The organism is Serratia sp. 2723, from assembly GCF_050434425.1.
Taxonomy (GTDB): Bacteria; Pseudomonadota; Gammaproteobacteria; order Enterobacterales; family Enterobacteriaceae; genus Chania.
Window position 1 is genome coordinate 147,852 of the sequence record NZ_JBNDIN010000003.1, and the last position, 17,334, is coordinate 165,185.

The 17,334-nt window shown below is 49.7% G+C and carries 19 protein-coding genes, 1 tRNA gene and 1 pseudogene; 13 read left to right on the plus strand and 8 right to left on the minus strand.

The genetic code is table 11. The annotated features are described in order from the left end of the window. Positions 1-300 precede the first annotated feature (300 nt). Positions 301-507, minus strand: coding sequence for a hypothetical protein (locus tag ABIE29_RS05630; RefSeq protein ID WP_429617190.1), 207 nt, complete (start codon positions 505-507; stop codon positions 301-303). Positions 508-527: 20 nt separating this feature from the next. Here ABIE29_RS05630 and ABIE29_RS05635 point away from each other — a divergent pair. Then, positions 528-1,589: pseudogene (locus tag ABIE29_RS05635) on the plus strand (tyrosine-type recombinase/integrase); the annotation flags it as partial. Positions 1,590-1,604: 15 nt separating this feature from the next. On the opposite strand, the gene ABIE29_RS05640 reads toward ABIE29_RS05635, so the two are convergent. Together ABIE29_RS05640 and ABIE29_RS05645 are read right to left on the minus strand one after the other, a co-directional pair. Beyond that, positions 1,605-1,681, minus strand: a tRNA-Arg gene (locus ABIE29_RS05640). A 443-nt stretch (positions 1,682-2,124) separates the two neighbouring features. Beyond that, positions 2,125-2,337, minus strand: coding sequence for a hypothetical protein (locus tag ABIE29_RS05645; protein WP_429617191.1), 213 nt, complete (start codon positions 2,335-2,337; stop codon positions 2,125-2,127). A gap of 228 nt (positions 2,338-2,565) precedes the next feature. Between ABIE29_RS05645 and folD the strand changes: the two genes are divergently transcribed. Beyond that, positions 2,566-3,432, plus strand: a complete 867-nt coding sequence (gene folD, locus ABIE29_RS05650) for a bifunctional methylenetetrahydrofolate dehydrogenase/methenyltetrahydrofolate cyclohydrolase FolD (RefSeq protein ID WP_429617192.1) — start codon at positions 2,566-2,568, stop codon at positions 3,430-3,432. Positions 3,433-3,443: 11 nt separating this feature from the next. Further along, a complete protein-coding gene (ybcJ, locus tag ABIE29_RS05655; protein ID WP_021180059.1) occupies positions 3,444-3,656 on the plus strand; it encodes a ribosome-associated protein YbcJ in 213 nt (70 codons plus the stop codon). A gap of 270 nt (positions 3,657-3,926) precedes the next feature. Here the strand turns inward: ybcJ and ABIE29_RS05660 are convergent, their stop codons facing one another. Beyond that, positions 3,927-5,117, minus strand: coding sequence for an MFS transporter (locus ABIE29_RS05660; protein WP_429617193.1), 1,191 nt, complete (start codon positions 5,115-5,117; stop codon positions 3,927-3,929). Between the two features lie 72 nt (positions 5,118-5,189). Between ABIE29_RS05660 and ABIE29_RS05665 the strand changes: the two genes are divergently transcribed. The 5 genes from ABIE29_RS05665 to ABIE29_RS05685 all read left to right on the plus strand — a co-directional run bounded on the left by ABIE29_RS05665 (position 5,190) and on the right by ABIE29_RS05685 (position 7,996). Next, on the plus strand, positions 5,190-5,765 hold the full coding sequence (locus tag ABIE29_RS05665) for a Gfo/Idh/MocA family protein (RefSeq protein ID WP_429617194.1): 576 nt from the start codon (positions 5,190-5,192) through the stop codon (positions 5,763-5,765). Positions 5,766-5,877: 112 nt separating this feature from the next. Further along, positions 5,878-6,198 carry a hypothetical protein gene (locus ABIE29_RS05670; RefSeq protein WP_429617195.1) on the plus strand — a complete coding sequence of 107 codons (321 nt, stop codon included), beginning with the start codon at positions 5,878-5,880 and terminating at the stop codon, positions 6,196-6,198. Then, a complete protein-coding gene (locus tag ABIE29_RS05675; RefSeq protein ID WP_429617196.1) occupies positions 6,199-7,005 on the plus strand; it encodes a DegT/DnrJ/EryC1/StrS family aminotransferase in 807 nt (268 codons plus the stop codon). A gap of 11 nt (positions 7,006-7,016) precedes the next feature. Continuing rightward, positions 7,017-7,307 (plus strand): DegT/DnrJ/EryC1/StrS family aminotransferase, encoded by a 291-nt coding sequence (locus tag ABIE29_RS05680; RefSeq protein ID WP_429617197.1) that lies wholly within the window; start codon positions 7,017-7,019, stop codon positions 7,305-7,307. After that, positions 7,307-7,996 carry a hypothetical protein gene (locus ABIE29_RS05685; protein ID WP_429617198.1) on the plus strand — a complete coding sequence of 230 codons (690 nt, stop codon included), beginning with the start codon at positions 7,307-7,309 and terminating at the stop codon, positions 7,994-7,996. Before ABIE29_RS05680 ends, ABIE29_RS05685 begins: the two co-directional genes overlap by 1 nt. A gap of 137 nt (positions 7,997-8,133) precedes the next feature. On the opposite strand, the gene tnpA is transcribed toward ABIE29_RS05685, so the two are convergent. Together tnpA and cysS are read right to left on the minus strand one after the other, a co-directional pair. Continuing rightward, on the minus strand, positions 8,134-8,454 hold the full coding sequence (gene tnpA, locus ABIE29_RS05690; RefSeq protein WP_429617199.1) for an IS200/IS605 family transposase: 321 nt from the start codon (positions 8,452-8,454) through the stop codon (positions 8,134-8,136). 198 nt (positions 8,455-8,652) lie between these two features. Beyond that, the gene (gene cysS / locus ABIE29_RS05695; protein WP_429617200.1) at positions 8,653-10,038 is read right to left on the minus strand and encodes a cysteine--tRNA ligase; all 1,386 of its coding nucleotides are present in this window, start codon (positions 10,036-10,038) and stop codon (positions 8,653-8,655) included. Positions 10,039-10,323: 285 nt separating this feature from the next. On the opposite strand from cysS, the gene ppiB reads away from it, so the two are divergent. The 4 genes from ppiB to purK all read left to right on the plus strand — a co-directional run bounded on the left by ppiB (position 10,324) and on the right by purK (position 13,270). Next, positions 10,324-10,818, plus strand: a complete 495-nt coding sequence (gene ppiB / locus ABIE29_RS05700) for a peptidylprolyl isomerase B (RefSeq protein WP_248944760.1) — start codon at positions 10,324-10,326, stop codon at positions 10,816-10,818. Positions 10,819-10,828: 10 nt separating this feature from the next. Then, positions 10,829-11,551 carry a UDP-2,3-diacylglucosamine diphosphatase gene (locus ABIE29_RS05705; RefSeq protein ID WP_429617201.1) on the plus strand — a complete coding sequence of 241 codons (723 nt, stop codon included), beginning with the start codon at positions 10,829-10,831 and terminating at the stop codon, positions 11,549-11,551. A gap of 130 nt (positions 11,552-11,681) precedes the next feature. Next, complete coding sequence (gene purE, locus ABIE29_RS05710) at positions 11,682-12,206, plus strand: 5-(carboxyamino)imidazole ribonucleotide mutase (RefSeq protein WP_429617202.1); 525 nt, start codon at positions 11,682-11,684, stop codon at positions 12,204-12,206. Beyond that, entirely contained in the window at positions 12,203-13,270 is a 1,068-nt protein-coding gene (gene purK, locus ABIE29_RS05715) for a 5-(carboxyamino)imidazole ribonucleotide synthase (RefSeq protein WP_429617203.1), read from the plus strand. The genes purE and purK overlap by 4 nt, the downstream gene beginning before the upstream one ends. Before the next feature lie 339 nt (positions 13,271-13,609). Here the strand turns inward: purK and ybbP are convergent, their stop codons facing one another. Together ybbP and ybbA are read right to left on the minus strand one after the other, a co-directional pair. After that, a complete protein-coding gene (gene ybbP, locus ABIE29_RS05720) occupies positions 13,610-16,042 on the minus strand; it encodes a putative ABC transporter permease subunit YbbP (RefSeq protein ID WP_429617204.1) in 2,433 nt (810 codons plus the stop codon). Further along, positions 16,039-16,725, minus strand: a complete 687-nt coding sequence (gene ybbA, locus ABIE29_RS05725; protein ID WP_429617205.1) for a putative ABC transporter ATP-binding protein YbbA — start codon at positions 16,723-16,725, stop codon at positions 16,039-16,041. The genes ybbP and ybbA overlap by 4 nt, the downstream gene beginning before the upstream one ends. On the opposite strand from ybbA, the gene tesA reads away from it, so the two are divergent. Beyond that, positions 16,696-17,334 (plus strand): multifunctional acyl-CoA thioesterase I/protease I/lysophospholipase L1, encoded by a 639-nt coding sequence (gene tesA, locus ABIE29_RS05730; RefSeq protein ID WP_429617548.1) that lies wholly within the window; start codon positions 16,696-16,698, stop codon positions 17,332-17,334. The two genes, ybbA and tesA, sit on opposite strands and share 30 nt — an antisense overlap.

Sequence of the window (17,334 nt, forward strand, 5' to 3'; positions counted from 1 at the left end):
GCATCAAAATACTGTCTGTTGGTTTATATGGATGACGCAACCGGCCGGCTGATGCATTAGGGATTTCCAGACTATAGTTTTTCAAACTTGTATGCCACGCCAACGACTCGCTTTTCCTGACAAGGAATTTCGCCACATGTCAGTATTGAATCCATCAAAGGTGACGTCCCCATTCTTGGAATTATTGATGCTGTCGGGGCCAACGAAAAAGTAATTTTAGATTAACGCTGCCTAACAACGTAAATACCATTTATTTTATGAAGTTACCCGATAAATCTCGGGTAACTGAACCATTAATGATTACTTACCAACCAATTCAACCATGGCATACCCAGAACGCAAAGGCGTTGAGGCATTAGCCTGAATATAAACTACCTGATTCTCTGAAATGTTGGCAGGTGCCGTCCAGGTCACTTTGCATAGGTAGGAGCCATCTTCTAACTCTATCTCTTCCTGCTGGCTAAAGGTACCCAGAGCCGGATAGGCCACCCAGCTATCAACAACCACCAGATCATCAATGGCTACTGCAGGAACTCTATGATCAGCTAAGAGCGAAAGCGTGGCGAGTTAACAAATTGGGAGAGAGGGCGGATCACACATTTGATGAAGCCTGCCTGCGCTGGCTGACGGAGAAGGAGGATAAGCGGTCTCTGGATGATGACCGCACTAAGATAGAATTCTTCCTGCAGCATTTTTCAGGCAAAAACATTGCTTCTATAACAGAAGATCACATTGTGGCTGCTGTGGCAAAAATGCCAAATAGGAAGCACTTGCAGCGATGGGAGTCACAGCGAGACGCGGCCGAGAGAAAAGGTAAGCCGATCCCGCCGTATGTTGCGAAGCCTGTAGCGGCTGCTACGCGAAGTCAGCACCTTTCATTTATGCGAGGATTGTTAAAAATCGCCGCTGATGAATGGAAGTGGCTGCGTAAAGCTCCAGTGATCAAGGTAAGAAAGCCGATAAGCAAGCGCGTTCGATGGCTGACAAAGGAAGAGGCCACCACGCTGATTAAGTGCATGCCTGATGGTTTTCGACATGTTGTAGTTTTTGCCTTGGCCACCGGTTTGCGGCGCTCCAACATAATCAATTTGGAATGGTCGCAGGTCGATATGCAAAGAAAGGTGGCATGGATTCATCCAGAAGATGCAAAGGCTGGCAAGGCGATCGGCGTGGCACTCAATGACACGGCTTGCAAGGTGCTAAGAGATCAAATAGGCCGACATTCTCGGTTTGTATTTGTTCACACCCAGGCTCGCAAGATCGCCGGTGGCAGAAAAACAGCGGCAGTCAGAAAATTGAGGGTTGATGATAATTCTGCGTGGAATACAGGAAAGCGGCGCGTAGGGATAACAGACTTCCGATTTCATGACCTGCGGCATACGTGGGCGAGCTGGCTGGTTCAGACAGGTGTCCCACTTTCTGCTTTGCAAGAAATGGGGGGATGGGAAAGCATAGAAATGGTGCGTCGGTATGCCCACCTGGCACCAAGTCATTTGACCGAACATGCGCGCCAGATTGATGCGATTTTTGGCGTTAGTGTCCCAAATCTGTCCCACCTTGAAAAACAGGAAGGAACGAATGATGCGTAAGTCTATGATTCAAAATGGTACGCCCTACAGGGCTCGAACCTGTGACCTACGGCTTAGAAGGCCGTTGCTCTATCCAACTGAGCTAAGGGCGCATTAAAATGCGGATGCGGCAACCAAGGTTGCGGAGTTGGATTATACGGTCAGAGGTTATCGAGTCAATGCCTTTTGACGATGTGGCGGCAACAGAGGTGTTTTATGGCGATTTTTCGCACAAAAAACCATGGTAAATTACCCTAACGCGATGATCTGGTTACGCTAATCCCCTGCCACAATACCGCATCATCGACCCTTTGTGGTTCAGCCGCTGGTGCAAATGGGGGTGGGTTTGGCCTCTGCCCTGCTTTTTGCGGCAAACAGGCACGTGCCGATCGCACCACGGCGTTGATATCCCCCCAATCGGTCTGCGGAACGTTTAGCACATTACAGGTCTGCGCCAGCATTGCCCCCGACAACTCACTGGTTGCCAAGGTATTCATTGATGCCTGGCAAAATGGCATCGCAAGCAGTGATGCCAACAGTAAAGCAGCACAGCGCATCATTGGCGACTCCTTTTGTACCACTGCGCCATACGCTGGTTCCAGGAAGGACCGGGGCGCTTCGGCTTACAAAGCCGATGTAGCGCCTGCAACAATGCAACCTGCGCCGGATGCAGGGAGGAATCAAACACCGTTTCACCAATATGCCGCTGTTCATCTGGTAGATTGTTGCCACGTTGATGCAATGGATAGAGCCGAGTAATCGTCTGCATGATCCTGCCGCCATAGGCCCCAAACGCCAGGGGCAATGGGTAAAGCCTAAAAGACTGGAGGTAAAAAAAACGTAGAGGATCATTCCGTTGGTGTAAAAAATGTATAAATCGCTACGCAATCGTGTGCTTATTCTCTGCATTAACCCGATCGAAAGCCTGACAGCGCGCCTCTCTTCTGCCAAAATAGCGCCATCCCCCGCTTTTCTTAAATGATGGATTTCCTCACTGATGGCAGCAAAGATTATTGATGGCAAAACGATTGCGCAGCAGGTTAGAAACGAAGTGGCTGAGCAAGTGAAACAACGTCTGGCGGCTGGCAAGCGTGCGCCGGGCCTGGCGGTGGTACTGGTTGGTGAGAATCCGGCTTCGCAGATTTATGTCGCCAGCAAGCGCAAAGCCTGTGAGGAAGTGGGCTTTATCTCCCGCTCTTACGATCTGCCGGCCTCCACCAGCGAGCCTGAACTGCTGGCGCTGATCGACAAATTAAACACCGATCAAGAAATCGACGGCATTCTGGTACAGCTCCCTCTGCCTGCGGGCATTGATAACGTGAAGGTGCTGGAGCGGATCAGTCCGGACAAGGACGTGGACGGTTTCCACCCTTACAACGTCGGCCGCCTGTGCCAGCGCGCGCCCAAGCTGCGCCCTTGTACCCCACGCGGCATTGTCACCCTGTTGGAACGCTACAACATCGATACCTATGGCCTTAACGCCGTGGTGGTAGGTGCCTCCAACATCGTTGGCCGCCCGATGAGCATGGAGCTGCTGCTGGCCGGGTGTACCACTACCGTGACACACCGCTTTACCAAAAACCTGCGCCACCACGTCGAAAATGCCGATCTGTTGATCGTTGCCGTAGGCAAACCAGGGTTTATCCCAGGTGATTGGATCAAACCGGGCGCGATCGTGATCGATGTCGGCATCAACCGCCTGGAAAGTGGTAAAGTAGTCGGCGACGTAGACTTCGAAGCCGCAAGCGAACGCGCGGCCTACATTACTCCGGTTCCTGGTGGCGTCGGCCCCATGACCGTTGCTACACTGATCCAAAATACCTTGCAAGCCTGCGAGGAATTTCACGACGTTCAACCTAACTAAGTTAAGGCAGTATGGAAATTTTCAATCTGGAAGGTCACCCTCATGTCGAACTGTGCGATCTGCTGAAGTTCCAGGGCTGGTGTGACAGCGGCGGTGCCGCGAAAGAAGTGATCGCCGAAGGGCAGGTCAAAGTAAACGGTCAGGTCGAAACGCGTAAGCGCTGCAAGATCGTTGATGGCCAGAAGGTCAGCTACAAAGGCATGAACGTCACGGTTAAAGCCTGATTGTTCAACCGCCAGGAAAAAAATGCCGGGTCGGCCAAGCTACCCGGCATTTTTGATCCACTCAAACCTGTTAATGCTCCAATGCGACGAAGCACACGTGTTGCATAGCGCGCAACGTGCCATACAGTTCGTCCAGGGTCGTCCTTTTCCTTACCGTTAGCTTAAAGTTGACTTCAATCCTGTGTTTTTTGACATCACGTATCGTCATCGCATCAATCAGGTTTCTCTGCTGATTAAGCTGGGCCATTAAGAAAATTGCTTAACGGTAAACTACCCCCTATGTTTTACGGTAAATATTAATATACAGAATGCAAAAATTGATGTAACCAAGGGAATGCTCCAAAAATAAACCCAACCTTCAGTTTCTTCAACTCCTACCCAATTATTATATGCCATACCACAAACTAAGGAAGCGAGTGATGAACCGATACCATTAATAAAAAAAACCTTGAAACTTTGCATTTTATGATTATTTTCATCAGATGAAATATTTTTCAATAATATATCTAGAGTAATAAAAAAGAGCACCCAAGAAATACCCTGAATGATAAGGACCACAATCATCAATGCAGTAAAATTATAAACCTCAGCACTAATAAACAATATATTTCTCAGTAAATAGGCAAGGGAACCAAAAATTAAAATATTTCTTACTTTAAATTTATTAAGTAACAACGACAAAGAAAAAATCAAAAGAAGTTCTGAAATTACAGCCAGTTGCATTATACTTGTTGGACTTTTAAAACCTAGATATCTAAGATAAATAGGTATATATGCACTATAGGAGACCTGTGAAATCATAAGCAGCAAGGCACATATTATTATTAGGACCGAGTTTCCTTTCTTTATCGAGCACCATACGCTACTTAAACTTAAAATAAAATTATCTTTAGTATTATTTCTTATCACGTTTAGCTTTAGATTGCCATTTATAGATACAATTGCCATTAATACTGAGAAAAATGATGCAATCAAATACAGATTATAATTATCTTCAATTTCATAATATCCGATGATAAACCCAGAGAAGATGAACCCTAGAGTTCCAAATGATATTATAATAGGAAACAACTTTTCATTGCTTATATTTTGAAATGTTATTGAGTTAACCAAAGATATCGTAGGATAGAATAAAACTCCCGTAAGAAAAATAATCCCCATGACAATATTAATATTGCCATGATAAAATGAAACATATAAAATTATAAAATTTATCCCATTCAATAAGTACAGAGCAGCTAATATAGCCTTCGGTGATATGATCTTATCTGAAATATAGCCAAAAGCCAAAGGGGATAATATAGTTGCAACTCCTAGTAAAAAGAAAGCTGTTTTAATGTTGCTTGCCATGTGATTATTTTCTAATACCAGTCCAAGAGTCATGCTCCATGTTCCCTGGATAAAAAATTGAAAGAATGTCATGGATGACAGCAGCGTAATATTGCCAATGTTGTATTTCATTTTTGTGATCTTATTAACATCATTGTGATCACCACACTAGCATTATTGAACCTTGATAACAATGGAGGTGTTATGAATATTGCAATCATTGGGGCTGGGTATTGGGGAAGGAATATCATTCGCAATGCTATTAATAATAATGATATTAGTAACATATTCATTCATGACATAAATATAAAAACTTCCTCATCTTATGAAAAGATTAGTGAGAAAATAATTTCCATAGATTACTATGAGACCATCCTTCGAGATCAATCTATTGATTCTGTCTTCATCGTTACCCCAGCACATACTCACTACCGACTTGCCAAGCTGGCTTTAGAAAACGATAAGCATGTTTTCGTTGAAAAACCTATCACTCCAAGTTCTGAAGAACTTAAGGAGTTAATAGATTTAGCAAATAAAAATAAAAAGATAATTTTTTCAAGCCATACATATCTACATACACCCGAAGTTAAAGCGCTGCGTAAAGCGATTAAGGATGAAGTTAATTTAGGCAATCCGATTTTATATCAATCAAACCGTTCAAACTTTGGTAGATTTAGAAAGGATGTAAATGTTCATTGGGACTTGGCCATACATGATCTTTATATCATTAAGTTTTTATTTGGAATAACGTCCGCTATCTGTTTCAGCCTCAGGTGTTAAAAGTCATTATGGTTATAATGAAACCCTATGCCAAATATTAATACGGTATGAGGAGGGATTCAATGCATCTATTGTGGTTAACTGGTTAAGTCCCTGTAAATTCAGGGATACAGTGATTATAGGATCTAAAGGCTCATTGTTCTATGACGATTGCCTATCCAACAATAAAATCACCATATATAAAAATGAAATACCAGAAAAATTAGATAGCGTTGATTACAGTAGATCTTTGTTAAAAGAAAGTATTTATCTTGAGAAAACAGAAGCCATACAAAATCAAATAAATACCTTTATAAAATTAATTAAAAATAGAGATTATAGAAATGATAATGCGGTGTTCGCTTTAGACATCTTAATTCTATTGGAAAGCATTGACCGGTCTATAGCAAATAATAGTGATTTTGTTCCTGTCGGTACAACGGAGGTATTATAGATGAAGGTTAAATATTTAGATCTGGTTTCTCAATATAACTGTATAGAAACAGAGATTAATAATGCTATATTAAATGTAGTTAAAAGTGGTCACTATTGTCTTGGTGAAAAAGTTTTTCAATTTGAGAAAAATTTTGCCAATTTTTGTAATGTACCCTATGCCGTAGCCTGTAATTCTGGCACAAGCGCATTACATATGGCTCTTCTCGCAGCTGGTATTCAGGAAGGAGATGAAGTGATCACTACAGCTACCACATTTGTTGCCACCGCAGCAGCAATCAGGCTATCAAGAGCGGTGCCTGTATTGGTTGATATTTCTGATAAAACGTTGAATATAGATTGTGAAAAAATTGAATGCCTGATCACCGATAAAACGAAAGCAATTATCGCTGTTCATCTACACGGTAACCCATGCGAAATAGATAAAATCAGAAATCTAAGCCGTAAACATGGCCTAGTTCTTATCGAGGATGCTGCTCAGGCACATGATAGCGAATATAAAGGGCATAGGATAGGATCTATAGGTGATATGACATGCTTTAGCTTTTACCCTGGGAAAAACTTAGGCGCCTATGGAGAGGCGGGAGCTGTAGTTACAAACAATGAAATGTATGCAGAAAAACTTAAACTAATCCGTGACTGGGGAAGCTCTCGAAAATATGAACATAACATTGAGGGCTATAACTATAGAATGGATGCAATACAAGGTGCCGTCCTCGATATAAAATTAAAGTACTTACCGTTATGGACTAGCTCTAGAATAAATAAAGCAGAACTATATAAAAAAACTTATCTGGTCTCCCTGTAATCACTAGCACTGTGTTACCTGAGGCAAAGCATGTCTACCATGTCTTTGCAATTAGAACAGAAAAAAGAAATGCATTAAAAGAGTTTTTAACTCTAAAAGGAATAGAAACTGGCATCCACTATCCTATTCCTGTACACAAACAGCCAGCCTTAAAATTAATTTGTAAGAAAAGTAATAGTTTAAAAATATCAGAGATCGCTGCTGATCAACTACTTTCACTACCAATATACCCCGAATTATCAAATGAAAGCATTCTTTATACTTGTCAAGTCATTCAAAAGTTTTTTGAGGAGGTTCGATAATGAGGTATGCTTTTATTAGAAATGCAACATTAAAAAAACTTGAAAAAGGTTCTAAATGGCTTAAGCAAGTAAATAATGATGACATGATTGACATTAGTTTAAATGTTGGTCAACTTGACATTCCTCTTTATAAAGAGGCAGACGAGAAATTCTTTGATTTCATCAAAAGCATTGATGATTACTGTCATGCCTTGGCCGCGCTATTTCCATTCATATCTATTGAACCACAAGAAAGGTTGCACTCTACTCTTCTCACTGTATTTAACGATACGAGACCGATATTTGATAGCAAAAAAAGTGAGCTGATTTTATTTTGTCGAGAAATAGCAAACATTTACAATAAGATAGGGATGTTAAAGGTTAAGTTTAAAGATGTATTACTAACCTCTAACGGTACGTTGATATTAATTGGAGAATCATCAGCACTAATGACCTTCAGAAGGGAGGTATACAATGCCATCGCAATCCCACAAGAACTGCATAAAAACATTATACATATCACATTAGGTCGATTACTTGTTGATACCACTAATGATAACATGCTTGATTTATATAATTACTTATTGATGCATGGGCAATTAAATCTTCCGGAACTAGATGTCTCAAAGCCAAAATTCGTTGTCTGCAATGACTCATTAGCAACTAAACATGAAGCTTCTTTAACAACTCATTTTAATAAACTATGGTGAATATCATCTAAATTATTATGCTTTAAAGCTAATAAATATCCTCCGGCATAGCCGGAGGTTTTTCATATGCGCCTATAAGGCTCTGTTGCCAGCTGCGCCCTAACAGGTGCATCGCGATTGACATTTGCATCTATGGATTACTTACGGCCCGTAAACGGGCTACCCGGATAGGAGATCGACAACTGCTCATAAAGCATCAGGCTGCTCTTTCCCTTCAGATATCCCATAAAGCCCGACACACTCATCTTGGGTGGGATTTCCTGAAGCATATGGATGTGATCCACACAGCATTCCGCCTCCAGAATATTCACGTTCTTCCATTCGCACAGCTTTCTTAAGATACTGCCAATCGCTTTGCGCTTTTCCCCGTAGAACACCTGTCTTCGGTACTTCGGCGCCAATACTATGTGATATTTACAGTTCCATCGCGTGTGCGCTAAGCTCTTTTCGTCCCTCATAGGGACCCCCTTTTGATTTCTAGTTGAACGTTTGCAGTTGCCAGACCGCAAACTGTTTTAACAAATCAAAAGGGGTTTTTATAACTGGCTCAAAGCTGAAAGCTTTACGGAACCTCCAGCCTAGCTGGAGGTTTTCTGTGCACAAAAAAGCCGGATCGCTCAAGCGGTCCGGCTACTCATGTTGATCAAGGATCTAACTTACTTACGACGCCAGCTAGTCCCCTGCGGGCCATCTTCCAGCACGATATTCATCTCGTTCAACCGATCGCGAGCGGCATCTGCCAGCGCCCAGTCTTTGGCGGCACGTGCATCATTACGCTGTTTGATCAACGCTTCGATCTCTGCTACTTCCGAGTCATCCGCTTGCGCGCCACCTTGCAGGAACTGTTCAGGCTCCTGTTGCAGCAGGCCCAGTACCTTGGCCAGTTTACGCAGCTCTGCCGCCAACCCATTCGCCGCCGCCATGTCCTCGCTCTTCAGGCGGTTTACTTCACGCGCCAAATCGAACAACGCGGAATAGGCTTCTGGGGTGTTGAAGTCGTCGTCCATGGCTTCACGGAAGCGCGCTTCAAAGACTTCGCCGCCAGCAGGTTTGGCATTCGCGTCAGTGCCGCGCAACGCGGTATACAAACGTTCCAGCGAGGCACGCGCCTGCTTGAGGTTGTCTTCGCTGTAGTTCAGTTGGCTGCGGTAGTGGCCAGACATCAGGAAGTAACGCACGGTTTCGGCGTCGTAGTACCCCAGCACGTCGCGGATGGTAAAGAAGTTGTTCAATGACTTGGACATCTTCTCTCTGTCGATCATCACCATCCCGGAATGCATCCAGTAATTGACGTACGGGCCATCATGCGCGCAGCTGGATTGGGCTATCTCGTTCTCGTGGTGCGGGAACATCAGATCGGAGCCACCGCCGTGTATGTCGAAATGGGTGCCAAGCTGTTTGCAGTTCATGGCCGAGCATTCGATATGCCAGCCTGGGCGGCCTGGGCCCCAAGGCGATTTCCAGCTTGGTTCGCCTGGCTTGGACATCTTCCACAGCACGAAGTCCATCGGGTTGCGCTTCACGTCGTCGATTTCTACACGCGCACCGGCTTGCAGTTGCTCCAGATCCTGGCGGGAAAGCAGGCCGTATTGCGGATCGCTATCGATGGAGAACATCACGTCACCGTTGCTGGCCACATAGGCATGATCGCGCGCCAACAGGCGTTGGGTGATCTCGATGATTTCTTCGATATGATGGGTGGCTCGCGGTTCCTGATCCGGGCGTTCGATCAGCAGTGAATCAAAATCGGCGTGCATCTCTGCCAGCATACGCGTGGTCAGTTGATCGCAGGTTTCGCCGTTTTCTGCCGCGCGGCGGATGATTTTATCGTCCACGTCGGTCACGTTACGCACGTAGTTCAGCGAATAGCCGAGATAACGCAGATAGCGCGCTACCACGTCGAAAGCGACAAAGGTACGCCCATGACCGATATGACACAGGTCATAAATGGTTACCCCGCACACGTACATACCGACTTTACCGGCATGAATAGGCTTAAATTCCTCTTTTTGACGACTCAGGGTATTAAAAATCTTTAGCATCAGGGCTGTCCGTGGTGTGCGTGATAACAAAATATCCGCATATTGAAACCCGAAGGCTGCTCTATTGCAAGGTCAAGCCCAAGGATTGCTGAATTGATCGGCAGAAAATTGCGTAAGATCGGAATTAACCCAATCCAGACCAAGATTACAACACATGTATTTCTGCCGCGGAACTGCCACTCTAGCCACTGCTGACTGATTAATGGAGATATGTTATAAAGTCGGTCTGATTGCTCACACGCCTTCCTATGTGACAGCTCATTTCATCTTGCTAGGACTAAAACTATGGTTACTTTCCACACCAATCACGGCGATATCGTTATCAAAACCTTTGCTGACAAGGCACCGGTTACCGTTGAAAACTTCCTGAACTACTGCCGTGAAGGCTTCTACAACAACACCATCTTCCACCGTGTCATCAACGGCTTTATGGTTCAGGGCGGTGGTTTTGAACCTGGTATGCATCAGAAAGACACCAAAGCAACCATCAAGAACGAAGCTAACAACGGCCTGAAAAACACCCGTGGCACCCTGGCAATGGCTCGTACCAACGATCCACACTCTGCTACCGCCCAGTTCTTCATCAACGTGGTTGATAACGACTTCCTGAACTTCCGTGCTGAAAACGCCCAGGGTTGGGGTTACTGCGTATTTGCCGAAGTGGCAGAAGGCATGGACGTGGTCGAGAAGATCAAAGCGGTAAAAACTGGCCGCAGCGGCATGCACCAGGATGTACCGGTTGAAGATGTGGTGATCACCAGCGTTACCGTCAGCGAGTAATCGCGGCTGCATGAGCACGCTGTTCATCGCAGACCTGCATCTATGCGCACAGGAACCGGCAATCACTGCCGGTTTTCTGCGTTTTTTGCAGCGTGAAGCCATTCACGCCGATGCGTTATACATTCTGGGCGATCTGTTTGAAGCCTGGATTGGTGATGACGACCCCGAGCCGTTGCATAGCGAAATTGCCGCCGCACTAAAGGCGTTGCCCCAGGCCGGAGTGCCCTGCTACTTCATTCACGGCAACCGCGATTTCCTGTTGGGTAAGCGCTTTGCCAAACAGAGCGGCATGATCCTGCTACCGGAAGAGCAAGTCGTCGAGCTGTATGGTCGCAAGATCCTGATCCTGCATGGCGATACCCTGTGCACCGACGATCAGGCCTATCAGGAATTCCGCAAAAAAGTTCATAACACCTGGATCCAACGTGCTTTTCTGGCGCTCCCCCTGCGCTGGCGCTTGAAGATCGCCGCTAAAATGCGTGCACGCAGCCAGCAAAGCAACCAATACAAATCCACCGCGATTATGGACGTCAACCCGCAGGCCGTTGAGCAGGCCATGTTGCGCCACAACGTCCACTGGATGATCCACGGCCACACCCATCGCCCGGCAATCCATCCGCTGACATTACCGAACGGTGAAGCCCATCGCGCCGTGTTGGGAGCCTGGCATACGGAAGGCTCGATGATGAAAGTCACGGCAGATGCCGTCGAACTGATCCAATTCCCCTTCTAAGCTGTTTTCACGCTTTTGATGGCAAAACCGTCGACGCAACCGTTTTCCTTACCCTGTACCCATGATATGCTCTACGCCCTCATACGGCCTGCCAGCCGACGTTTGTCCACATCACAGGAGCCATGCACTCATGGGAGCCACCGCTACTTCAGCCGCCAACGCTGGGGTTAAAATCGCAATCGTAATGGGTTCAAAAAGTGACTGGGCCACTATGCAGTCCGCGGCCGAAGTTCTGACCACGCTGAATGTCCCGTTCCATGTCGAAGTTGTCTCCGCCCACCGTACGCCGGATAAACTATTCAGCTTTGCCGAACATGCCAAGGCCATGGGTTTTGACGTGATCATCGCCGGTGCCGGTGGTGCTGCGCATCTGCCAGGCATGCTGGCGGCCAAAACGCTGGTTCCGGTGCTGGGTGTGCCGGTACAAAGCGCTGCATTGAGCGGTGTCGATAGCCTGTATTCCATCGTGCAGATGCCACGCGGCATTCCGGTTGGTACGCTCGCTATCGGTAAAGCCGGTGCGGCCAACGCCGGGTTGCTGGCAGCACAAATCCTGGCGCTGCACGATGCCGGGCTGGCACAGCGGTTGGCGCAGTGGCGTCAGGCCCAGACCGACGAGGTACTGAACCACCCGGACCCACAGGAGGACGCATGAAGCCGGTTTGCGTACTGGGTAACGGCCAGTTAGGGCGTATGCTGCGCCAGGCCGGTGAACCGTTGGGGATTGCAGTTTATCCTGTCGGTCTGGATGCCGAACCGGAAGCGGTGCCCTATCAAAATGCGGTGATCACCGCAGAGATCGAGCGCTGGCCAGAAACCGCTCTGACCCGCGAATTGGCGACGCACAATAACTTCGTCAACCGCGATATCTTCCCGCGTTTGGCCGATCGCCTGACACAGAAGCAACTGCTCGATCGGCTTCATCTCGCTACCGCCCCTTGGCAATTGCTGGCAAATGCTGGCGAATGGCCTCAGGTGTTTGCCACCCTGGGTGAGTTGGCGATCGTTAAACGCCGCGTTGGCGGTTACGACGGCCGTGGCCAATGGCGTTTGCGCCCTGGCCAGGAGGCTGAGTTACCAGCGGATAACTATGGCGAATGCATCGTCGAGCAGGGGATTAATTTCTCTGGCGAAGTGTCGTTGGTGGGTGCTCGTGGTCTCGATGGCCAGTCGGTATTCTATCCGTTGACCCACAACCTGCACGAAGAAGGCATTCTGCGTACCAGCGTGGCGCTGCCACAGCCCAATCCGGCGTTGCAGCAGCAGGCCGAGCAGATGTTGGCCGCGATCCTCGATGAGTTGAACTACGTGGGTGTGATGGCGATGGAGTGCTTTATCGTGGGGGACAGCCTGTTGATCAACGAGCTGGCTCCGCGTGTCCACAACAGCGGCCACTGGACGCAAAACGGCGCTTCCATCAGCCAGTTTGAGCTGCATTTGCGTGCCATCCTGGGGCTGCCGCTGCCTAAGCCGGTGGTGAATACGCCTTCGGTGATGGTTAACCTGATTGGCACGGCGGTTAATCAGCAATGGCTGGCCCTGCCGCTGGTGCACTTGCACTGGTATGAGAAAGAGGTGCGCGAGGGGCGCAAAGTGGGTCACCTGAATCTCAACGATCCCGATGCAGCCTCTTTGCAACAGGCATTGCAGGCGTTAGCGCCGCTGCTGCCAGCCGAGTACCAAAGTGGCTTGGCCTGGGCGCAGCAAAAGCTGGGGTGATCTTGTGGGGTGATAGGCATTTAATCTCTGTGTATCCCCCTCACCCTAACCCTCTCCCAAAGGGAGAGGGGACTTACCGTGCCACAAATTAACTACGGCATTCATCCTCTACATCAATCTGTTACAGATCAACATATTCACCTGATAGCAACCCCGTACGGCTCCTAAAGGGGACTTACCGTGCCACAAATTAACTACGGTATTCATCCTCTACATCAATCCGTTACAGATCAACTCCTTCACCTGATAGCAACCCCGTACGGCTCCCTCTCCCTGTGGGAGAGGGTTGGGGTGAGGGGCAATTAACCTTGCTCTACCATCGCTACAGCCATTAAAAAATTAACCTTCATAGCTGCGGAACAACGCCCTGCCGCGCAGCAGGCGTACACCAAGCCAGCCGCCGCACAGCGAGAGCAGCAAGGCACTCAGCAGCGGTAACGCCCACCACAGCACCGGCGTAGGTGCCCACGGGAAGTCGAACACCTTGGTTTGCAACAGCCACAGCGCGGCTTCCGCCCCCACCGCCGCCGCGATCCCGGCCACCAGCCCCAGCAAAGCAAACTCGCACCACAGCGTGGCGCGCAGCAGACGTTTGCCAGCGCCTAGCGTGCGGTAAACCACCAGTTCCTGCCTACGTTGCCGCATCCCTACCTGTACCTGTGCCAGCAACAGCAGACCGCCGCAGATCACCACCAGCACCACCATCACCTCCAGCGCCCTGCTCACCTGCTGCAACACGCCGCCGACCTGCTTGAGGATCGAACCGATATCCAGCAGGCTCAGGGTTGGGAACTGGCGGTTAAGCTGTGTCAGTACCTTGCCGTCGCCGTCGTAGCGGAAGCTGGTCAGCCAGGTTTGTGGCTGCCCGTCCAATGCACCCGGCGGGAAGATAAAGTAGAAGTTCGGCTTCAGGCTTTCCCAATCCACCTGCCGCAGGCTAGTCACTTTGGCGTTGAACGATTGGGTATCGCCGCTGAACGTCAAGGTATCGCCCAGTTTGATCTTGAGCCTGCCGGCGATCCCTTCATCCATTGAGACCTCGCCGGTTTTCGGCGGCCAGGTGCCTGCCGTCAGCGGGTTATGATCCGGCAGATCGTTTTGCCAGGTCAGATTCAGTTCACGGTTAACCGCCTCGCCACCGGGATCGTCTTCACGTACCCGCTCCGTTGCCACCTGTTGGTTAATTTCCGACAGGCGCACACGCACGATAGGGTAAAAGGTTTCCTCATGCAGCTGATGCTGTTGCAAGAAGGCTTTCACCTGTGGAACCTGTGCCGTAGTCATATTCAGCAGGAAATAGTTCGGGCTGTCTGGCGGTAATTGCTGTTGCCAACGTTCAAGCAGATCGCCACGCAATACCAGCAGCAGAGCCAGTAACATAAACGACAACGAGAATGCCGCCAGTTGGCTTACCGTCACCCAAGGCTGATGTAACAGGCGATTCACCGCCAACCGCAGCGCCAGATTTTTCAGCGTGATGCGCCGCAGCAGCAACAGGCTGCCCCAGCCAATTCCCCCCAGCAGCAAGGCCAGCACCACCATACCGGCCAGAATGGCCCACAATAGCGTACTTGCCCCCATCAATACCGTCAGTAGCCCGACCACAATCACCGCCGTGGCCGGCAGGAAGTAACGCAGCGGCCAGACGTTGGCTACCACATCCCGGCGCAGTACGCGCAGCGGCTGAGTTGCCAGCAGTTGCCGATACGGACGCAGCCCGACCAACAGCGAAATCATGACCAGTGCACCCATCGCCCACAGCCACGGCCAGCCCCCGGCTGCAGGGAGTTCCCCCGGCAACACCGGTGCCAGCAAGCGGATCAGCACCGCTTCAAACCCGAGCCCCATCACGCTACCGCAGGTTCCCGCCAGCAGTAACACCGCCAGCCACTGGCCAATAATCAGCTTGCTGAGTGCCTTTCTGCCCGCGCCAAGGGTTTTCAGCACCGCAATCAGGTCATAGCGGCTGCGGCAATAGTGGCTCATCGCCACCGCCACGGCGGCGATCGACAGCAGCAGGGTCAGCAGCGCCGAAAGCAGCAGGAACTGTTGGGAACGCTGTAGCGATTTGCCTAGCGCGCTGCCGGACTCCTCCAGCCCATACCAACGCTGATCGGGTTTGAGCTGCGGTTTGAGGCGATCCTCATAGCGTTGAATATCGGCTGGCGTACCAGCAAACATATAACGGTAGGTCAGGCGGCTGCCCGGCTGTACCGCGCCGGTTTTATCCACATCTGCCAGGTTGATGATAATGCCAGGCGCAGTCTGGAACGGATTGAAGCCGGAATCTGGCTCCTGCACGATTTCACCGGCGATGCGTAACGTGGTATCCCCTACCTCCAGATTGTCACCGACCTTGATATCCAATAATGCCAACAGGCGGGGAGCCACCAGCACGCTGCCTGGCATGGGTTTGAGATTGGCTGGCAGGGTTTCCAACTGCCCATACAGCGGATAGGCCGCATCGGTGGCCTTCACGTTGGCCAGTAGCGGACGATCCCCTGCGTAGGTCATGGTGGTAAAAGAAAGCTGGCGGCTGACTTTCAGCCCTTGTTGCCGAGCATCGTTCAGCCAGCCTTCCGGCACCGGGTGCGCGGTACGCAATACCCGATCTCCGGCGATAAAGTCGCGACTTTGCTGGCTCAAGCCTTTGTCCATGCGATCGCTGATGCTGCCCAGTGCCAGCACGCAGGCGACCGACAGCGTCAGCGCCAGCCAGACGATCAGCAGCGAAGGCGAACGCCATTCACGCCAGAACCAACGCCAAATCATGCTTCCTCCCACAGCTTGCCTTCACGCAAGCGCAGCCGCCGCTGACAGCGTGCCGCCAGGGTCTCGTCATGGGTAACCAGGATCAGTGTGGTGGCAAAATCGCGGTTGAGGGAGAACAGCAGATCGGCAATGCGCTCACCGGTCTGGCGATCCAGGTTGCCGGTGGGTTCATCGGCAAACAGCACCCTTGGGCGGCCACTGAACGCCCGTGCCAGCGCCACACGCTGTTGCTCACCGCCGGAAAGTTGCGCTGGCAGGTGGCCAAGGCGCTTGCCTAACCCCAGCTGTTCCAGCAGTTGCACCGCTTGGTCCCGGCTTTGGCGATCGCTTTCCCCACGCAACAGCGCGGGGAGTTGTACGTTTTCCAACGCGTTCAAGGTGGGGACCAACATAAAAGACTGGAACACAAAACCAACGTTTTTTGCCCGCAGTGCGGCGCGCCCTTCTTCATCCAGCGTGGTCAGCGATTCCCCCAGCAGCCGCACTTCCCCTTCGCTGCCGTCATCCAGCCCGGCAAGGATACCCAACAGAGTTGATTTCCCCGAACCTGACTCGCCGATCAACGCAATTGTCTGCGCGGGTTTGACAACCAGCTCGACTCCGGTGAGGATGGTAAGCTGATGCTCACCCTGACCAACGTGTTTACTAAGATGATGAACTTCAAGAACGTTTTCCGCTGGCATCTTCCCTTCCTTTTGCTGTTGGGATTATTCAGTTTACGTGCTGTCGCGGCCGATACCTTATTGATTTTAGGCGACAGTTTAAGTGCTGGTTATCGGTTACCGGTGGCCCAAGCCTGGGCCACTCGCCTGGCCGATGAGTGGCAGAAACAACCTGGCTATCCAAACGTGATCAATGCCAGTATCAGCGGGGACACCGCCGCTCAGGGGCTGGCACGCTTGCCCGAGCTGTTGAAACAACATCAGCCCCGCTGGGTGCTGATCGAACTGGGTGCCAACGATGGTCTGCGCGGCTTCCCGGCTACGGATATCGAGCGCGATCTCAACCAGATTATCACGCTGGCTTTGCAGGCGGGGGCCAAACCGCTGCTGATGCAAATTCATATTCCGCCAAACTATGGCCGCCGCTACACCGAGGCCTTCGGTGCGCTGTATCCGGCGTTGGCCAAGCAGTTCAACATTCCGCTGCTGCCGTTTTATATGGAACAGGTGGTGATCAAACCGGAATGGATGCAGGATGACGGATTGCATCCCAATCAGGATGCCCAGCCGTTTATTGCCTCCTGGATGGCACAACAGCTGGAACCACTAGTAAAACATGAGTCTAACTGA

Excerpts from the sequence above, each read along its gene's own strand:
- tnpA (WP_429617199.1), bottom strand. The coding sequence starts at position 8,454 with ATGAGGGACGAAAAGAGCTTAGCGCACACGCGATGGAACTGTAAATAT.
- purE (WP_429617202.1), top strand. The coding sequence starts at position 11,682 with ATGGGAGCCACCGCTACTTCAGCCGCCAACGCTGGGGTTAAAATCGCA.
- cysS (WP_429617200.1), bottom strand. The coding sequence starts at position 10,038 with ATGCTAAAGATTTTTAATACCCTGAGTCGTCAAAAAGAGGAATTTAAG.
- ABIE29_RS05705 (WP_429617201.1), top strand. The coding sequence starts at position 10,829 with ATGAGCACGCTGTTCATCGCAGACCTGCATCTATGCGCACAGGAACCG.
- ABIE29_RS05665 (WP_429617194.1), top strand. The coding sequence starts at position 5,190 with ATGAATATTGCAATCATTGGGGCTGGGTATTGGGGAAGGAATATCATT.
- folD (WP_429617192.1), top strand. The coding sequence starts at position 2,566 with ATGGCAGCAAAGATTATTGATGGCAAAACGATTGCGCAGCAGGTTAGA.
- ppiB (WP_248944760.1), top strand. The coding sequence starts at position 10,324 with ATGGTTACTTTCCACACCAATCACGGCGATATCGTTATCAAAACCTTT.
- ybcJ (WP_021180059.1), top strand. The coding sequence starts at position 3,444 with ATGGAAATTTTCAATCTGGAAGGTCACCCTCATGTCGAACTGTGCGAT.
- tesA (WP_429617548.1), top strand. The coding sequence starts at position 16,696 with ATGAACTTCAAGAACGTTTTCCGCTGGCATCTTCCCTTCCTTTTGCTG.
- purK (WP_429617203.1), top strand. The coding sequence starts at position 12,203 with ATGAAGCCGGTTTGCGTACTGGGTAACGGCCAGTTAGGGCGTATGCTG.
- ABIE29_RS05660 (WP_429617193.1), bottom strand. The coding sequence starts at position 5,117 with ATGAAATACAACATTGGCAATATTACGCTGCTGTCATCCATGACATTC.
- ABIE29_RS05645 (WP_429617191.1), bottom strand. The coding sequence starts at position 2,337 with ATGCAGACGATTACTCGGCTCTATCCATTGCATCAACGTGGCAACAAT.
- ABIE29_RS05685 (WP_429617198.1), top strand. The coding sequence starts at position 7,307 with ATGAGGTATGCTTTTATTAGAAATGCAACATTAAAAAAACTTGAAAAA.
- ABIE29_RS05675 (WP_429617196.1), top strand. The coding sequence starts at position 6,199 with ATGAAGGTTAAATATTTAGATCTGGTTTCTCAATATAACTGTATAGAA.
- ybbA (WP_429617205.1), bottom strand. The coding sequence starts at position 16,725 with ATGCCAGCGGAAAACGTTCTTGAAGTTCATCATCTTAGTAAACACGTT.
- ybbP (WP_429617204.1), bottom strand. The coding sequence starts at position 16,042 with ATGATTTGGCGTTGGTTCTGGCGTGAATGGCGTTCGCCTTCGCTGCTG.